This window comes from Citrobacter sp. wls619 (assembly GCF_005281345.1).
Taxonomy (GTDB): Bacteria; Pseudomonadota; Gammaproteobacteria; order Enterobacterales; family Enterobacteriaceae; genus Citrobacter.
In genome coordinates this window covers 92,222-109,350 of record NZ_SZXJ01000078.1, presented here as the reverse complement: position 1 = coordinate 109,350, position 17,129 = coordinate 92,222, and the positions used below count along the sequence as shown (strand labels likewise).

Annotated in this window: 14 protein-coding genes; 2 read left to right on the top strand and 12 right to left on the bottom strand. The window is 50.6% G+C overall.

What is annotated here, in order from left to right; translation table 11 throughout:
• Positions 1-275: 275 nt before the first annotated feature.
• On the top strand, positions 276-2,654 hold the full coding sequence (gene ppsA / locus FDX19_RS15180; protein ID WP_137383348.1) for a phosphoenolpyruvate synthase: 2,379 nt from the start codon (positions 276-278) through the stop codon (positions 2,652-2,654).
• Positions 2,655-2,721: 67 nt separating this feature from the next.
• On the opposite strand, the gene fadK is transcribed toward ppsA, so the two are convergent.
• From fadK to FDX19_RS15155, 5 genes are all read right to left on the bottom strand, one after another.
• Positions 2,722-4,359: a medium-chain fatty-acid--CoA ligase gene (fadK, locus tag FDX19_RS15175; protein WP_137383347.1), complete on the bottom strand. Its 1,638-nt coding sequence runs from the start codon at positions 4,357-4,359 to the stop codon at positions 2,722-2,724.
• An 80-nt stretch (positions 4,360-4,439) separates the two neighbouring features.
• Positions 4,440-4,733, bottom strand: a complete 294-nt coding sequence (locus FDX19_RS15170; protein ID WP_137383346.1) for a ferredoxin family protein — start codon at positions 4,731-4,733, stop codon at positions 4,440-4,442.
• Positions 4,730-6,019, bottom strand: a complete 1,290-nt coding sequence (locus FDX19_RS15165; RefSeq protein WP_137383345.1) for an FAD-dependent oxidoreductase — start codon at positions 6,017-6,019, stop codon at positions 4,730-4,732. The genes FDX19_RS15170 and FDX19_RS15165 overlap by 4 nt, the downstream gene beginning before the upstream one ends.
• 57 nt (positions 6,020-6,076) lie before the next feature.
• Positions 6,077-7,012, bottom strand: coding sequence for an electron transfer flavoprotein subunit alpha (locus FDX19_RS15160; RefSeq protein ID WP_137383344.1), 936 nt, complete (start codon positions 7,010-7,012; stop codon positions 6,077-6,079).
• Between the two features lie 21 nt (positions 7,013-7,033).
• Positions 7,034-7,798, bottom strand: a complete 765-nt coding sequence (locus FDX19_RS15155; RefSeq protein ID WP_137383343.1) for an electron transfer flavoprotein — start codon at positions 7,796-7,798, stop codon at positions 7,034-7,036.
• Between the two features lie 509 nt (positions 7,799-8,307).
• Here FDX19_RS15155 and FDX19_RS15150 point away from each other — a divergent pair.
• Positions 8,308-9,198, top strand: a complete 891-nt coding sequence (locus FDX19_RS15150) for an AraC family transcriptional regulator (RefSeq protein WP_137383342.1) — start codon at positions 8,308-8,310, stop codon at positions 9,196-9,198.
• A gap of 54 nt (positions 9,199-9,252) precedes the next feature.
• Here the strand turns inward: FDX19_RS15150 and FDX19_RS15145 are convergent, their stop codons facing one another.
• The 7 genes from FDX19_RS15145 to FDX19_RS15115 all read right to left on the bottom strand — a co-directional run bounded on the left by FDX19_RS15145 (position 9,253) and on the right by FDX19_RS15115 (position 17,050).
• On the bottom strand, positions 9,253-10,404 hold the full coding sequence (locus FDX19_RS15145) for an acyl-CoA dehydrogenase (protein WP_040233722.1): 1,152 nt from the start codon (positions 10,402-10,404) through the stop codon (positions 9,253-9,255).
• Positions 10,405-10,417: 13 nt separating this feature from the next.
• A complete protein-coding gene (locus FDX19_RS15140; RefSeq protein ID WP_137383341.1) occupies positions 10,418-12,013 on the bottom strand; it encodes an acyl CoA:acetate/3-ketoacid CoA transferase in 1,596 nt (531 codons plus the stop codon).
• A gap of 154 nt (positions 12,014-12,167) precedes the next feature.
• Entirely contained in the window at positions 12,168-12,926 is a 759-nt protein-coding gene (gene aroD / locus FDX19_RS15135) for a type I 3-dehydroquinate dehydratase (RefSeq protein ID WP_137383340.1), read from the bottom strand.
• 34 nt (positions 12,927-12,960) lie between these two features.
• Positions 12,961-13,827, bottom strand: coding sequence for a quinate/shikimate dehydrogenase (gene ydiB, locus FDX19_RS15130; protein WP_137383339.1), 867 nt, complete (start codon positions 13,825-13,827; stop codon positions 12,961-12,963).
• Between the two features lie 21 nt (positions 13,828-13,848).
• On the bottom strand, positions 13,849-15,084 hold the full coding sequence (locus FDX19_RS15125) for an MFS transporter (protein ID WP_137383338.1): 1,236 nt from the start codon (positions 15,082-15,084) through the stop codon (positions 13,849-13,851).
• 242 nt (positions 15,085-15,326) lie between these two features.
• Positions 15,327-16,547, bottom strand: a complete 1,221-nt coding sequence (locus FDX19_RS15120; RefSeq protein WP_137383337.1) for an MFS transporter — start codon at positions 16,545-16,547, stop codon at positions 15,327-15,329.
• A gap of 146 nt (positions 16,548-16,693) precedes the next feature.
• Positions 16,694-17,050, bottom strand: a complete 357-nt coding sequence (locus tag FDX19_RS15115; protein WP_137383336.1) for a YdiL family protein — start codon at positions 17,048-17,050, stop codon at positions 16,694-16,696.
• Between the last annotated feature and the right edge of the window lie 79 nt (positions 17,051-17,129).

The following is a 17,129-nucleotide window of genomic DNA, read 5'->3' as shown; positions in this document are numbered from 1 at the left end:
CAGAAGCGAATATTGCTGTATCTATTTTATAAAATGAAACGCTATTTTTATATTTAATGAAAAGTACATTTCATTTTTCGGAACAAATGTTTATACCGACTGATTTTGTGGTGATCCCGTGCCGTTCGCGGGTTTGCGCAAATGCGGAAAGAATCTGAAAAAATAAAAAATAAAGTTGCTTGAACGATTCACCGTTTTTTTCGCTGAGGTAAATATGCCAAGATAATTACGCAAAATTGAGTTTCCTAACCTCGTTCATATATAAGGATTGTTCGATGTCCAACAATGGCTCGTCACCGCTGGTGCTTTGGTATAACCAACTCGGCATGAATGATGTAGACAGAGTTGGGGGCAAAAATGCCTCCCTGGGTGAAATGATTACTAACCTTTCAGGTATGGGCGTTTCCGTACCGAATGGTTTTGCAACGACCGCCGATGCGTTTAACCAGTTTCTGGACCAAAGCGGCGTAAACCAGCGCATTTATGAGCTGCTGGATAAAACGGATATCGACGATGTTACCGAGCTTGCAAAAGCGGGTGCACAGATCCGCCAGTGGATTATCGACACTCCTTTCCAGCCTGAACTGGAAAATGCCGTCCGCGATGCCTACGCGCAGCTGTCAGCGGACGATGCCAATGCTTCTTTTGCCGTGCGTTCCTCCGCTACCGCAGAAGATATGCCAGATGCGTCATTCGCCGGCCAGCAGGAAACGTTCCTTAACGTCCAGGGCTTTGATGCGGTACTGGTCGCTATCAAACACGTGTTTGCCTCTCTGTTTAACGACCGCGCAATCTCCTACCGTGTTCATCAAGGCTATGATCATCGTGGCGTAGCGCTGTCTGCGGGCGTTCAGCGGATGGTGCGCTCAGACCTGGCATCTTCCGGCGTCATGTTCTCCATTGATACCGAATCCGGCTTCGATCAGGTGGTTTTTATCACCTCCGCGTGGGGACTGGGTGAGATGGTGGTGCAGGGCGCGGTGAACCCGGACGAATTCTACGTGCACAAACCGACCCTGGCGGCCAACCGTCCGTCCATCGTGCGTCGTACTATGGGCTCTAAGAAAATCCGCATGATTTATGCGCCGACTCAGGAGCATGGCAAGCAGGTTACCATTGAAGACGTTCCGCAGGCGCAACGCGATATTTTCTCACTGACCAACGAGGAAGTGCAGGAGCTGGCGAAGCAGGCGGTGCAAATCGAGAAGCACTACGGTCGTCCGATGGACATCGAATGGGCTAAAGACGGTCATACCGGCAAGCTGTTCATTGTACAGGCTCGCCCGGAAACCGTGCGTTCTCGTGGCCAGGTGATGGAACGTTATACGCTGCATGCTCAGGGTAAAATTATTGCGGAAGGTCGCGCCATCGGTCACCGCATCGGTGCTGGCCCGGTAAAAGTCATTCATGACATCAGCGAAATGAACCGCATTGAGCCCGGCGATGTGCTGGTTACCGACATGACCGACCCGGACTGGGAACCGATCATGAAAAAAGCGGCGGCGATCGTCACCAACCGCGGCGGTCGTACCTGTCATGCGGCGATTATTGCCCGTGAACTGGGCATTCCGGCGGTTGTTGGCTGTGGCGATGCGACCGAACGCATGAAAGACGGCGAGAAAGTCACTGTCTCCTGTGCGGAAGGCGACACCGGCTACGTGTATGCCGACATGCTGGACTTCAGCGTGAAGAGTTCCAGCGTGGAAACCATGCCGGATCTGCCGTTGAAAGTGATGATGAACGTCGGTAACCCGGACCGCGCTTTTGACTTCGCTTGTCTGCCAAACGAAGGTGTCGGCCTGGCGCGTCTCGAGTTTATTATCAACCGTATGATTGGCGTGCACCCACGTGCACTGCTGGAATTCGATGATCAAACGCCGGAACTGCAAAACGAAATTCGCGCGATGATGAAAGGGTTTGATTCACCACGCGAGTTCTACGTAGGTCGCCTGACTGAAGGGATCGCGACGCTGGGTGCGGCGTTTTATCCGAAACGCGTCATCGTGCGCATGTCGGACTTTAAGTCCAACGAATATGCCAACCTGGTCGGCGGTGAGCGTTATGAACCGCATGAAGAGAACCCGATGTTGGGCTTCCGTGGCGCCGGTCGTTATGTTGCGGATAGCTTCCGTGACTGTTTTGCGCTGGAATGTGATGCCGTAAAACGTGTCCGTAACGACATGGGGCTGATTAACGTGGAAGTAATGGTACCGTTTGTTCGTACCGTTGCCCAGGCGAAAGCGGTCGTGGAAGAGCTGGCACGTCAGGGGCTGAAGCGCGGCGAGAATGGACTGAAGATCATCATGATGTGTGAGATCCCATCCAACGCCTTGCTGGCTGAACAGTTCCTCGAATACTTCGACGGCTTCTCTATCGGGTCTAACGACATGACACAGCTGGCGCTGGGTCTGGACCGTGATTCTGGCGTGGTTTCTGAACTGTTTGATGAGCGTAACGATGCGGTGAAAGCACTGCTGTCGATGGCGATTCGTGCCGCTAAGAAACAGGGCAAATACGTTGGTATTTGTGGTCAGGGCCCATCTGACCACGAAGACTTCGCGGCCTGGTTGATGGAAGAAGGGATCGACAGCCTGTCGCTGAACCCGGACACCGTAGTACAAACCTGGCTGAGTCTGGCTGAACTGAACAAGTAATATCATGCCTTATCCGGCCTATTCAACGTAGGCCGGATAAGATGCGTTAGCATTGCCATCCGGCGCTTTATCCGGTAATACTCTCCACGCTCAAACGCTGAATAATATCCTGACGTAGCTGAAATTTTTGGATCTTGCCAGACGCCGTGCGCGGTAACTTCTCGACAACCACGATGTGTTCCGGGTACTTGTATTTTGCTACCCGTTTACGGCTAAAAAAGGCCACGACAGACTCCAGGGACAGCGAATGGTGAGGAGGTTTTAGTACCACATACGCACACGATCGTTCACCTAAACGCTCATCCGGCATTGCCACAACGCAGGCATCATGAATACGCGGATGCTGCAACAAAATATCCTCGACCTCGCGGCTACTGATATTTTCTCCACCGCGCACAATAATATCTTTCTTACGCCCGGTGATTTTGATGTATCCGGCATCGTCCATTCGGCACAAATCGCCGCTGTAATACCAGCCGTCATTATCCAGTGCCCGGGCTGTCAGTTCAGGTTCATCAAGGTAGCCCATAAAGACATTGGGTCCGCGGGATGCCTCTTCTCCTTCCATATCCGCAGGCAACGTGTTACGTGCCTTATCGACGACTTTAATTTCCACGCCGGCAGCGGCATATCCGTCGGTGTTCATCTGACGGGAAAGCGAATCATCCAGATTGACCACCGCGTGCGGCGAGCTTTCTGTTGAGCCATAGACGCTTAAAAGTTTAATGCCGAGCTGCTGACAATCGCGGGCTATTTTTTTCGGAATAGTAGTGCCGCCGCACAAGAAAAAGCGTAACGACGAGAGGTCGCAGGGATGTTTTTCCACGCGACACAGCATGTCGTAGACGAACGGTGTGGCGCCGAGTACGCAGGTACAGCGTTGTTGTACCAGCAATTCGAGGCAGGCTGCGGGAGTAAAAATATCCAGCAGTACGCTGCGTGCGCCAATTAAAAACGGTGCGGTCACGCCATGTAAAAAACCGGTAGCATGGCCGAGTGGCGCAGGCATCAAAAATACATCCAGCCAGGTGAGATTAAGACGGGCACAATAGGCGCGTTCACTGGCCAGGATGTTGTTGTGGGTCAGCATTACCCCTTTGGGCATCCCCTCTGTTCCGGAGGTAAACAGCACCGCAGCCAGCTCATCGGCATGCACGTTGACTGGCTGAGTTAAGGGGGGGGATAAAAGAAGCTGGCTGAGTGCCAGTGAGTCTGTCGCGGGTGCCAGCTTATCGACGGCAACAATCTGTTGCAGATGTGGTAGCTGGTTTTGCAAGGGCAGGATCAGATCCACCGGCCGGGTTTGTTTAAACAGCGTAGGAGCGAAAAAAATCTTTGCCTTGCATTTGTTCAGTACCCATACCAGTTCGGCTTCGCGCCAGGCCGGAAGGAGTGGTACGGAAACCGCCCCGGTTTTCAGACAGGCCAGATAGATAAGGGTGAATTCACACCAGCCGGGCAATTGAAAGGCGACGCGGTCACCCGGCTGGATCCCGCAGGCTAGCAGCCAGGTCGCCAGACGGCTGGCCGCACTGTCGAGTGCGGCGTAGGTGTATGAATCGCCGTGGTTATCGACCACCGCGATTTTATCCGGCATCGCCTGAGCAGTTTGGCTCCAGTAATCACCCAGCGATGCATCCCCCCAAAATCCTTGTTGTCGATAAGCTTCCCGACGTTCGGCATTAAACGTTAATGTGACACTCATGAGTTTTTCCCTGGATAATTTCGGTACACGTCCTGCCGGATGACAGATGTCTGTATCCGGCGTACAACAGGCGATACGTGTTAGCCGTAACGGAAATCCACACCAAATGTCCCAGCCGGGTATTCCCATTGATCGAGGATAGTGGAACCGCACAGAACCCGGCAGGTACCACATTCCAGGCAGCCTGCGGAATCAAAATGGATATTTCCACTTTCGTCCTGCTTATACAGTCCTGCAGGACAGGCTTTCAGCAGTTTGCGAAATTCTCTCATGTCAGGATGCTCGGCAAGAATGATGTGCGGATGCCCTTCATCGACATTGAATTTGTTAACGCCCAGTTTGACGTCAACATTTACGGTGCTGTCCTGACTCATAGCGCGGTTGCTCCCTTGATGCCGTCTTTCAGTAGGTTCATCAGCCCAATCTGCTTCGCGTGGGACAAAATAGTCTTGCGAATGGGTGGGGTCGGGCGGCCATCAACGGTGAACATATCGCTCATGATATCGGCCACCATGCGCGGATATTGGGTAAACAGACGGGGGTTTTCCATTAGCGCGGGGATCTTACGGAAATGCTGTAAATCACGCATCACGCACCCCTGTTCAAGGGCGCGTTTGTAGTCCATCAGGCTGTTGGCGGAGAAATCCTGACGTTCTTTCGCTGCAATGGCGGTTTTGGCTGCAGCCTCTGCTGAAGCGATCGCCAAATCCATGCCGCGCACGGTGTAGCCCAGATTCAGACAAAAACCAGCGGCGTCGCCGACGATCATCACCCCGTCATCCACCAGCTTTGGTACCATCGCCAGGCCGCCTTCCGGCACCATGTGCGCGGAATACTCCAGCAATTCACCGCCGGCGATCAGTGGGCGAATAGTGGGGTGCTGTTTAAAATCTTCCAGCATTTGCGGAATGCTTTTTGTCGCATGCTCGATATCGCCCAGACCACATACCAGCCCCAGAGAGACGGAGTCTTTGTTGGTGTACAGGAAACCTCCGCCCATCAGGCCATCAGATGGCGAACCGGCAAACAACCAGGCGGCACCTTCATTTCCTGACAGATTAAAGCGATCTGCAATGACCGCTGGCGGCAGGCCGATCAGTTCTTTTACGCCAACGGCATAATGATGTGCCGAAGAGGGCGGTACCATTCCCAGTGAACGTCCCAGCATGGAATTGACGCCATCAGCAAGGATAACGATATTGGCTTCCAGGATATCGTCACCCGCCTGCACGCCAGTGACTTTGTTGCCTTCCCGGATCAGGGAATCGACGCGAACGCCCTGAATAAACTGAGCCCCGGCCTGTTCGGCTTTTTCCATCAACCAGGGATCGAGTCTGTTGCGCAATACGGTATAGGAGTCCTGCGCTGGGCTAATGTCTTTTTCACGATGGAAATCGAGGGTGACAGCACTTTCTTCGGTAAGGAAAGAGATTTTTTCGCGGGTCACTTTCCGTTCGACAGGGGCCTCCTCTGCAAAGCCGGGCATAATATGCTCCAGGCTATGCGTGTAGAGTCGTCCTCCGGTCATATTTTTGCTGCCGGCACTGTTTCCGCGCTCAATAACCAGCACGTCCAGCCCGGCCTGGGCCATCACGTAACCCGCTACCGCACCCGCCACGCCAGCACCGACCACAATGGCATCAAATTTTTCATCTGACATGTTCTTTGCTCCTTTCCCGCCGCGAATGCAGCGGGATATGTGCGTTAAATGTGGCAGTTAGCGACTGAGCTGTTCGATAAGGGCCGGGACGACTTTGTAAATGTCACCAACCAGACCGTAATCGGCGTAGTTGAAGATCGGGGCTTTTTTATCTTTATTGATGGCGACTATGATCTTCGCGCCGTTCCCGCCGACCATATGTTGAATTTGCCCTGAGATGCCCAGTGTCAGGTACAAATCTGATTTCAACAGCACGCCGGAAACGCCAATATAGCGCTCGCGCTCCATCCAGTTTTCACCTTCGGCAATAGGGCGTGAACACCCCACTTCGGCACCCAGAACGGCGGCAAGATTGCGTACCATCTGCAGATCGCTCTCGGCCACCAGGCCACGGCCGACGCCAACCACGCGTTTGGCTTTGCTGAGATCCACGCTGCTGAGGGATTTGGTGCGACGTTCCTGGCAAACAATCTCATGAAGCGGCGTGATATAAGGTGCAGAGACGACAGGGCAGGTATGCGCAGGATTGGCTTCTCCGGGTTCAAACATGCCAGGGGCAAGTGTGATAATCGCCAGCGCGCTATTCAGTTTTTCTTTACCGAAGGCCAGACCGCCATACATACGGTGTTCTGCAAACAGCGTACCTGCATCGAGAGTGACCGATGTGGCGTCGTTTACCATCGCCGCATTGAGTTGAATGCTTAACCGCGCGCCCAGTGATTTTGCGCGTTTAGACGCAGGCATCAGCAACAGGCCGGTGTGCGTTTGCAGTAAGGCGGCGACAGTCTCGGCGTAGTTTTCAACACGCTGCAGTCCACTGGCGTGTTCGAGTACGATGATGTCATTGGCACCCAGTGCTTTAACCTGATCGGCCTGTTCGTTGCCCTGCACAATAAGGTGTACCTGCTCGCCCCACTGGCGGGCGCCGGTCATTAATTCCGCATAGCGTTCTACGTTATCGCTAAACACCCATACGTTGGCTAATTTACTCATGATGATTGTTCTCCGTTGGGCTTAGTTCAGGGCTTTTTTCAGATGTTCGGCCAGTTCGGCAATGGCTTCTGCTGAGTCATTTTCCAGAATGATGTGCTTACGTTCTGTCTGCGGTGGAACGCTAAGGCTGACTAGTTCCGCCAGCGGTGATGCTGGCGTCCAGCCAATATCGCTGGCCTGCCAGGGGGTGACGGGTTTTTTACCGGCACCAAGAATGGCTTTCATTGACGGAATCCGCGGTGTATTGATATCTGAGGTTACGCACAGTACGGCGGGGAGCGGCAGTTCAATCACTTCAACTTCGTCTTCCAGTGTACGTTCAACCACAATGCGGTCGCCGTTACGTTGGATGTGGCTTACCGCGTTAATCACAGGAAGCTGTAGGAGCTCACCCACCAGCAAACCGACCTGTTGTGCGTAGACATCGCCGGACCCTTCTCCGAACAGCATCAGATCGAATTCAATGTTTTTAGCCGCACAAGCCAGTGCCTGGGCGGTATCGCGCGGCAGCGCGTGCTCCAGCTGTGGGTCCTGCACCATAAACAGGCTATCCGGACCGCGGGACAACACGTCTTTACGTACTTTAGAATTTTGCAGCAAGGAGCCACCCACCGTTAAGGCGACAATCTCATCGCCTTCAGCGGTAAGTTGTGTGGCGGCTTCAATCGCATTCAGATCAAATTGACTGATTTTGGCATCGGCCCGATCAAAGTTAAGCGAGCGCTCTGGGGTAACAACAATGTCCTGTTCTTCAGGCACCAACTTAAAGCAGGTTATTATTTTCATGGCATCTCCAGTGAGTCACGTTCGGATAATGACGATGTGCGTCATTATCGGCAGTAGGGAAAATTTGACTGAAAATAGTGTGCGGCAGAGTGGGGCCTGTTTTCGACGGGGCAATCTGTTTTCATTCCCAACAATCTTGCAGAAAAATGTGCAGCGGCGATGCGGGGTTTCTACGCGGGGGGTAAAGATTGTGTACGCAAGATTACACCGTGAAAACAGTCAACGAGGGTGTAATTGAGAAATACATCCTATTTTTTAGCGATATCTGCCCGCATTTGTTTCTGATATGTAAATCGTTAATGTTGAATTAATAACATTTATTCTTTTCAATTAGTATAAAACGTAAATAACGCACGCTAACAGCGTTCTTGAGCAAGAAGTGTCATCTTGCAGACGACGCAAATAATTTTGTTTCGCTTGGGTAGAATATCGTTGTATAACGTGATTAATCGTTTTCATTTAACACTATTTAATTTCCGCATATTTACCATCTAAAGGTGGAGGCTGTCATGTATCAACGATGTTTTGATAATGCCATGGAAACCCTTTTTGAGCAGGGGAAGACCCCCAGATTTTCGCGATTTGTCATCAGTGATGATCCAAACTGGGAGTCGGGCCACCATGTTCATGACAATGAAACAGAGCTTATCTATGTCAAAAAAGGTGTCGCGCGCTTAATCATTGATTCTTCACTGTACGTCGCTCACGCCGGGGATATTGTGGTGATAGAACAAGGACGGTTACATGCTGTCGCCTCGGATAGCAGCGCACCTGCCACGACCTACACCTGTGCGCTGTACGGTTTTCGTTTCAATGGTTGGCAGGATAACCAGCTGTTGCAGTTACACTCGTGTCCGGTCATCAGCGTCGGCCAGGGAAAGGAGGTTATTAAGAGTATTTTTAATGAACTGAGTATTATGATTCCGCAGTGTAAAAATAATCTGTCATCCTCTGCGTATGATGCCTTTGCCTACGCATTAACCGTTTTGTATTACGAAAACTTTAAAAATGCTTATCGTTCGGAGCAGGGGTATATTAAAAAAGACGTGTTAATTAAAGATGTTCTGGTGTATTTGAATAACAACTTTCGCGAAAAAATCACACTTGAACAGTTGTCTAAAAAGTTTCGCGCCAGTGTGAGTTATATCTGCCACGAATTCACTAAAGAGTATCGTATTTCGCCGATTAATTATGTTATTCAACGGCGGATGACGGAAGCCAAATTTTCGCTGACGAATACGGAAGCGTCGTTAGCGGAAATCTCGTGGCGGGTAGGGTATGAAAATGTTGATCACTTTGCCAAACTCTTTCAGCGACACGTAGGCTGTACTCCCAGCGATTATCGTAAGCAGTTTAAAAATAATCTGACTGAGCAGGAATGCCTGCAGCCGGAAGTCTGATTTTCTGGCGTAAGTCCGGATAGCGTTTATCCGCTATCCGGATGACAGAACGGCTTACTTGTTTTGATAATCTTTCAGGATCTGACGTCCGGCGACGTAGATCATGATTTCATCGGTGCCACCGCCAATGCGTTCGCAGCGCACATCACGCCAGAACCGGGATACACGGGCTTCATCGGTATAACCCAGACCACCCATTATCTGAATCGCGTCGTCGATAACTTCCATCGCTGTGCGGGCGCAGTACAGTTTTGCCAGCGCCGCACTGGTACGCAGTGATTGTTCCTGATCGGCCTGCCAGGCGACTTTCAATACCATATTGCGCATGTTTTCGATTTTAACCGCCATCAGCGCCAGTTTTTCCTGGATCATCTGGTTGTGGCCAATCGGTTTACCAAAGGCGATACGCTGGTTGGCGTAACGTGCGGCATCTTCGAAAGCGCATTCGGCAAAGCCGGTGCTGCGTGCGGCGTTGATCAATCGCTCCATTTCGAAGTTGTACATCACGTTGAGGAAGCCCATACCCTCTTCGCCGACCATATCACTTTCGTCTACTTCAACGTCATCAAGATAGACTTCGCAGGTACTTAACATGTGCCAGCCGATTTTGTGCAGCGGATTAACTTTGATGCCGGGTTTCTTCGAATCCACCCACCACAGGGTAAAGGCTTTCTTCGGATCTTTCGGCTCGGGATCGCGAGCCAGGACCAGCATATACGGGTACTCTTTGGCACCGGTAATAAAGGTTTTTTGTCCGTTAAGGTACACCTTGCCATTTTTGCGGGTGTAGCTGGTGGTGGCGCTGTTGTTATCTGAGCCAGCTCCCGGTTCGGTTAACGCCAGCGCATAGGCCGGATCGCCCGTCTCCATGGTGCTTTCAGCGGTTTTACGTAGCTGCTCCGCGGAGCCAAAACGGCGCATACTGTGGATACACTGACCGTTAGTGATCAGAAAAGCAGGCGCACCACATTTTGAGACTTCCATCAGCGCCAGCATTTGCGTGACGTAATCTGCCGGAATACCACCGAACTCTTCCGGCACGCCCAGCATTGAAATGCCGTTATCTGCAAGCGCGCGCATAAATTCTTTAGGGTAGGTGGAGGTTTGATCACAGGTGCGGAAATATTCTTCCGGGAAATTACTGGTGATCAGTTCCCGAATGCTGGCAAGCAGCAGCTCTTGTTCTTCAGTTAATGAAAAGTCCATCAGGGTACTCCTTTTAATTGGCGGCGTCGGGTAAAACAAAACCCATCGTGGTATCGATAAATAATCTTTCGTCCATCAGTTTCAGGTCTGGAGAAATAACGGGAGCGAAATCCATTTTGTCCAGAATGTCTTCCTGTAAAGAAACACCTGGGGCAATTTCCACTAAATGGAGGCCATCTTCTTTTAACGTAAATACGGCGCGCTCGGTGATGTAACGCACATCCAGTCCACGTTCGAGGGCAATTTTTCCACTGAAGGTGATTTCTGGTAATTCGCTAACGAATTTCTTCACCCGACCTTCCTGCACGATATTCAATTTGCCGTCGGCAACATCCGTTTTCAGACTTCCGGCCGTCAGGGTGCCGCAGAAAATAATTTTCTTCGAGGTGGCGCTGATATCAATAAAACCGCCAGTGCCCATGATCTTGCCATTGAATTTATGCACACCGACGTTGCCGTGCTGATCGACTTCGGCGAAACTTAAATAGCACACATCCAGACCGCCACCGTGGTAGAAGTCAAACTGGGAGGTCATATCCAGAATAGCGCGGGTATTGACGTTGGCCCCAAAAGCGATGCCCTGCGAGGTAATTCCGCCGATTGGCCCGGTTTCAACCGTCAGTATGAAGTCATCGGCGCAGCCTTCTTCCCGCGCAACGAGACCAATACCATCGGCAATTCCTACGCCAACGTTACCCACTGCACCTTTCCGCATTTCGAACAGCGCACGTCGGGCTACCAGTTTACGTTGGTTAAGTGGCAGGGCAGTTTGCAGGCTGTCATCAAGGATAAAATCGCCTGAAATAAAGCGGTTAACCGGTGCTCCGCCATACAGCTGAGTCTGTTCAGGATCGATAACGACGATATCCACCAGATAGCCAGGGATCCGCACGGCTTTAGGGTGCAGTGTGGCTTTCTTCACCATTTTTTGTACCTGCATCATGACGATGCCGCCGTTGTTATGCACGGCCTGCGCGATGACCAGCGCATCGAGATACATCACTTCGTCTTCAAAGGTGGCGTAGCCTTCGCTGTCACAGGTGGTGGCGCGAATAAAGGCGATATTCGGCGCAATGGCTTTGTAGTAGAGATACTCTTTGCTATCAATTTCTACCAGTTTGATCAGATCTTCGGTGGTCACTTCATTGAGTTTGCCACCTTGTTGGCGGGGATCGACAAACGTGCCAATACCGATATCACTCAAAATACCTGGCTGATGGGCCGCAGAGGCACGCAGGGTTTGTGTTAATACGCCTTGCGGATAGTTGTAGGCGGCAATTTTATTTTGTTCCGCGAGGTCAGAGATACGTGGGGATTGTCCCCAGTGGCCGCACAACGCCCATTTAACTAAACCTTCCTGAGCCAGTGGACTAATTCCCCGGTCTGCGCGGTCGCCCAGTCCTGTCGGGCTAATTAGCGACAAATTACGCGGGGATTGGCTATTTTTATATTTCTCGGCCAGTGCATTAATTAATGTTGTGGCTTCAAGTATCCCACCGCCAGCGCCTAATACGCAGAGGGTGGCTTCATCCGGAATGTAATCAATTGCGTCAGCTGCAGATAATACCGGTACCCGACCATTTAAACGTGTTGGTCTTGAAAGTTTCATATAAACTCCAGGTTATATTCGTGCGAATACCTATCGCTATATTCGATAATAGTTTTACGTTATTTCAAAATATTTAATCGTCTGCCAGATATTCGTGGTGAAACGAATATCTGGGGCATGGCGTTATTTATTGCAATTTAAAAATATTTAACCATTAAGCCTGGTGTAATATTGTCAGAACGGTGCGTAGATCGGTTACGGAAATTTGTCCTGGGGCCGAGGCTTTTTTCACCGCGCCAAACGTCGCCGCTGAGCCGAAGACTTCGCCGGACAGTCGTGAGATCACACCGGTTTTCGCCATTGACATGGTAATAATTGGGCGGTCGGCGTAGCGTTCCTGCATCTCCAGCGTTGCGCTAAGCAATGTCAGCACATCCGCTTTACTTTGCGGCATCAACGCGATTTTGGGAATATCTGCACCAAGTTCCTGCATTTTACGCAGTCGCTGGACAATATCATCGGCCGCAGGTGTCTTGTGAAAATCATGGTTCGACATAATAACGAAGACATTTTTCGCGTGCGCATGCTCGACGGTGGCTTTAACCAGCTCATCACCGGTGAAAAGCTCCAGGTCGATCATATCCACCAGACCGCTGTCCACTGCTGCGCGGTTTAACGCAATATAGTTTTCGACGGACAGTGCCTGCTCACCCCCTTCCTGTGCGCTACGGAAGGTGAACAGCAACGGTTTATCCGCCATCACATCACGGATTGCACGTGCGGCTTCCAGCACTGCGTCAATGGAAGCGACATCGGCGAAATGGTCAACACGCCATTCCAGGATGTCGAAATCCGCTTCGCGATAGGCCAGTGCTTCGCTTTTTACCGTTGTGATGTCTTTACCCATCAGCGAGACAATGATCTTCGGCGCACCCTCGCCAATCACGAGGTTTCTTACGGTTACGGTTTTCATTGATTACCCTTTAACTATTCACAAATACTGCCCATCAGGCTGCAAAACCCATAACCTGTTTGACATACTCCAGCGGGAAATCTTTCCCGGTCCAGAGCTTGAACTGCTCAGCCCCTTGCCACAACAACATGCCGTAACCATCAATCGTTTTGCAACCGGCTTGTTGTGCCTGTTGCAATAACCTGGTCATATGCGGGTTATACACACATTCGGTCACCAGCAGTTCCGGGCGCAGCAGGGAAACGTCGGTCACGATAGATTCGTTATCCAGCGGTTTCATGCCGACTTTCGTGCCGTTGGTCAAAATATCCGCGCTGGCGAGGGCTTCGGCAAAAGCCTGGCGATCGGCAAGGTCGATCACGGTGACAACGCAGTCAGTGTTTTCATTAACACGTTTGGCGAATGCCTGCGCCTTTTCAAAGAACTCATCTTTACGGTTAAAGATCTTAATTTCTTTGATGCCTTCAATGGCTGCCTGAGCGCCAATGGCTGTAGACGCGCCGCCCGCGCCCAACAGTACCATGGTTTTACCTTTAATATCGAAGCCGCTTTCTTTAATCGCGCGAATATGACCGGTGCCGTCGGTGTTGTAACCCCGCAGGTAGCCATCATCATTAACGATGGTGTTGATTGCGCCAACCAGTTTGGCGGCAGGCGTTAATTCATCAACATATTCACAGGCCAGCTGCTTATTGGGCATGGAAACCCCGGTGCCACGCATTTTTAACGCTTTTAAACCGGCAATTGCATTAGCAAATGTTGAGTTATCGACTTCAAATGCCATGTAGGTAAAAGGCAGGCCCGCTTTTTCTAACGCTTTATTTTGCATTTCAGGGGACAGACTGTGTCTGATAGGGTAGGCCATCAGACCAATCAGTTCATATTTTGCAGTTACGTCCATTTGATACTCCTTCTAAACAATTTATTGAAAATAACGCTCGCCCAACCGCACATCATTTTTGGGGATATCAAATACGCGGTAATAGCGAATAAAGACGATGATGGCGGTGATGAATGCCAGCAGAGCAAATGCAAGGTCCAGCAAGATGATGTATTGCAGGCCGATGTTAGAAAGGTATCCGGTGATCAGTGGGATAATAAAGTTGGCTACACCACCCATCATCATATAAACACTGGTGACTTTGGCTTTGCTCTTCGGGAAAAACTCCGACATCACCGAGACACCGAGCTGTAAAATACCGCCAGCAGCAGAGAAGCCAATCAGAAACGATCCTGCGTTACAAACCAGCGGAGAGGGATACAAATAAATGACCGCAGCGGTAATGCTTGCCAGACCAGCGTTAAAAACGTTAGCCCAAATGGGGCGAACCATTTTCTTCAGGAGGGCAGCAAAGATGAATACGCAGACCAGCGATCCCATGCTGTAGTAAGAGATGGTTTTTAGTGCGTCAGTTTCTGCCATGCCAGCAAATGCCATGGCATATTTCGGCATCCAGACCACGATGACATAAAAGGTTGAGAATGCGGCAACCCCAAATAGCACGGAAGCGACGCCTTCCAGCCAGACCAGGGGTTTACTGTTCATCTGTGGCAGATCTTTGGCGAGGCCCGCGTCCACCATCTGGCTGGGAAAGCGACTTTTTAACAGCATCAGGGTGATGACCACGAACAGTACACCCGGGATGATGACCGCATAGCCGTACCAGACATGGTTGAGCAGCATGGTGCTGACGACGATGGGGTAAATCATCTGGCCAAACGACACCATGGCTTTAACCAGAATAACCGCCGAGCCGGATGCTTTGGGGAAACATTCCATTAACGCCGGATAGCCGCCGGTATCCAGCGCCGAATTCGCTACGCCAACGCATACAGCCAGAATAAAGGCAATCATCAGATTGGGGCTGGCGGGAATACCGAAGAAGAACAGCATATATAGAATAACGCCTAACAGAATGATAGCCCGGCGACCGAACTTATCTGAGAGAACGCCAAAGAATAAAATACTGACCAGTCGACCAAGACCAATACCGGAAATTAGATAGGCAATCCCTGCATTATCGGTTGAAAACTTTTCAGCCAGGGAGGTCATGTTTTGCGCCAGGGTGATGACGCTAATACCGTGTAAAAAATAACTGAAATAAATACAGGTTATCGCCAGAAGAAATGGCGTGTTAAAGGTCTTTTTCTGAGACATTTTTTCACAACTCCTTGCGGATTTTAAAATTATTCTGTGCTCGTCGGTGTAGTGTAAATTTCGGCGACCTTGTGATTAATATACCGGGCAGTAGTTATTGTACCTACATAGCATGGCGTTTAAGTTACCAGGTATATTGCATATCAAACTGTGAAACCTAATTCGTCAGACCGACGTTTTGCCGTTGTTTTAAAAATACGTCCAATTATTTTGCAGCAGAGGGGAATAATATTGCACCCGCGTTATTGGGCGAGTGGCGCCATGTTTAACTGACGCTTTGCTGCAAGCCGGCTGCGATAACCTATAAACAGTGCCAACAGGAAACCGAGCGCAGCAATGCCTGCATCAAACCACATGATGTGCGCAATGCTGGTTTCGGAGAGTCTGGCGGTAATCAGTGGGATCGTGAAGGTCGCGATACTGCCCGCGCTGTAGTAAATACCGGTAGCTTTACCTTTCGCCTGCGGAAAGCGAGCGGCCATTAGCGTTAGACCGATTTGCACGACGCCCCCGGCTGAAGAGAACCCGATGACAAAGGCGAATGTAATCACGACCCAGGTCGTTGGATGCAGGCAAACCGCCAGCAGCGCGACAAAGGAGATAAAGGTGTACAGCATCAACAGAGACGTTGCACGACCCGCTTTTCTCGCCAGAGGAGCAGTAATGAATACGCACAGCAGCGAACCGCAGGTGTAAATACTTAACAGCTTGATAGATAACGTATACGGCATACCGGCGACAAACTGACCATACTGTGCCAGCCACTGGCTAACCAGATAAAATGTGGCCATCGAGATATAGCCATACAGGGTGTAACTCCCCAGATCAAGAAGGGAACAACGATGCTCCGGCTGAACAGGTTCCTGTAATGCGGATGATGGCGTGATGGAATGCTGCGGGCCCGGATGTGCAGGGAAGCGGCAGCGAAACAAAAATATGCCGTTGAGCGCCATAATTCCCGCCGCCAGCAAGAAGGACCAGCCAAACCAGAGTTCAGCCCATACCAGCAGGCTGATAACCATCGGCAACAGAAACTGGCCGCTGGAGACAAAGGCTTTAATCAGGATATTGGCGGTGCTGGGCGAGCGGGGGAAGGCTTCCATCAGGCTGGGGTAGGTTCCGGCATCAAGAAAACTGTTTGCCATTCCCGCTAAAAAACCAAAAGCGTAGGCAATCACAATGCTGTGAGTATTGATGATGCCAAAAAAGAAGACCAGGTAGCAGATCATGCCAAAAATGATAAACGGTCTGCGGCCATAGCGATCGGAGAGCATGCCTGCAACTAATAAGACGCTTAACCGACCGATACCAAGAGAGGAGATGACAATCGAGACCCCCGCTGCATTGGTTTGCCACTGCTGCTCAAGTGAGGACATATTGAGGGACATCAGAATGACCCCCATACCGTGTACCAGGTAATTAAGGTACAGCCCTATCGCAGTGGAGAAATAGGTGTTTTTCATAATGTATTACTCAGCGAAGAGGCTAAATGGATGTTGTGTTCTGTGTCGCGTAGGGGGTATTAGCCCAAATAGTATGCAGACTGCGCGTGAGCGAGGGCATAATGTCGGGTGCCCGTGTTGCAACGTAGTGGTGACGTTATGACCGACTAACACAAACGCTCAAGGCTGTGTGCATAGAGTTCCACTGCCGCAGATTGGTAGATTTTCCAGTCGAGAAAATTGTCGTGGTTATAAACTGCCTGAAAAGAAACCAGATCGGGGAAAAAACGCATCGTGTTATTACCGATACGATTATTTATTTTTTCAATGATCGCGTTAATTCTTAACTTTCTCTTTGCTTTCATTTCTGCACAAATGCGCACGATGTTTTCCGGGATTTCTTTTTCCCCGCGCTCCCATTGTTGCCAGGCGACAATGTCGCCATCACGCGCGATATACGTGGCGCATTCTTCCACCGTCATAGCAAAAATATGGCGGATAGCCTGCAATTCTAGTGCGTTCATTATTTCATCACTTCATAAAAGACGGTGGAATAGTAATAGCATTATTGTGGATATTTCGGCTTGAAGAGAGTCACAGTAT

What these genes read in the sequence shown, in the direction of transcription:
- ppsA (WP_137383348.1), top strand. Translation starts at nt 276, where the DNA reads ATGTCCAACAATGGCTCGTCACCGCTGGTGCTTTGGTATAACCAACTC.
- FDX19_RS15140 (WP_137383341.1), bottom strand. Translation starts at nt 12,013, where the DNA reads ATGAAACTTTCAAGACCAACACGTTTAAATGGTCGGGTACCGGTATTA.
- ydiB (WP_137383339.1), bottom strand. Translation starts at nt 13,827, where the DNA reads ATGGACGTAACTGCAAAATATGAACTGATTGGTCTGATGGCCTACCCT.
- FDX19_RS15165 (WP_137383345.1), bottom strand. Translation starts at nt 6,019, where the DNA reads ATGTCAGATGAAAAATTTGATGCCATTGTGGTCGGTGCTGGCGTGGCG.
- FDX19_RS15155 (WP_137383343.1), bottom strand. Translation starts at nt 7,798, where the DNA reads ATGAAAATAATAACCTGCTTTAAGTTGGTGCCTGAAGAACAGGACATT.
- FDX19_RS15120 (WP_137383337.1), bottom strand. Translation starts at nt 16,547, where the DNA reads ATGAAAAACACCTATTTCTCCACTGCGATAGGGCTGTACCTTAATTAC.
- fadK (WP_137383347.1), bottom strand. Translation starts at nt 4,359, where the DNA reads ATGAGTGTCACATTAACGTTTAATGCCGAACGTCGGGAAGCTTATCGA.
- FDX19_RS15170 (WP_137383346.1), bottom strand. Translation starts at nt 4,733, where the DNA reads ATGAGTCAGGACAGCACCGTAAATGTTGACGTCAAACTGGGCGTTAAC.
- FDX19_RS15125 (WP_137383338.1), bottom strand. Translation starts at nt 15,084, where the DNA reads ATGTCTCAGAAAAAGACCTTTAACACGCCATTTCTTCTGGCGATAACC.
- FDX19_RS15115 (WP_137383336.1), bottom strand. Translation starts at nt 17,050, where the DNA reads ATGAACGCACTAGAATTGCAGGCTATCCGCCATATTTTTGCTATGACG.
- aroD (WP_137383340.1), bottom strand. Translation starts at nt 12,926, where the DNA reads ATGAAAACCGTAACCGTAAGAAACCTCGTGATTGGCGAGGGTGCGCCG.
- FDX19_RS15150 (WP_137383342.1), top strand. Translation starts at nt 8,308, where the DNA reads ATGTATCAACGATGTTTTGATAATGCCATGGAAACCCTTTTTGAGCAG.
- FDX19_RS15160 (WP_137383344.1), bottom strand. Translation starts at nt 7,012, where the DNA reads ATGAGTAAATTAGCCAACGTATGGGTGTTTAGCGATAACGTAGAACGC.
- FDX19_RS15145 (WP_040233722.1), bottom strand. Translation starts at nt 10,404, where the DNA reads ATGGACTTTTCATTAACTGAAGAACAAGAGCTGCTGCTTGCCAGCATT.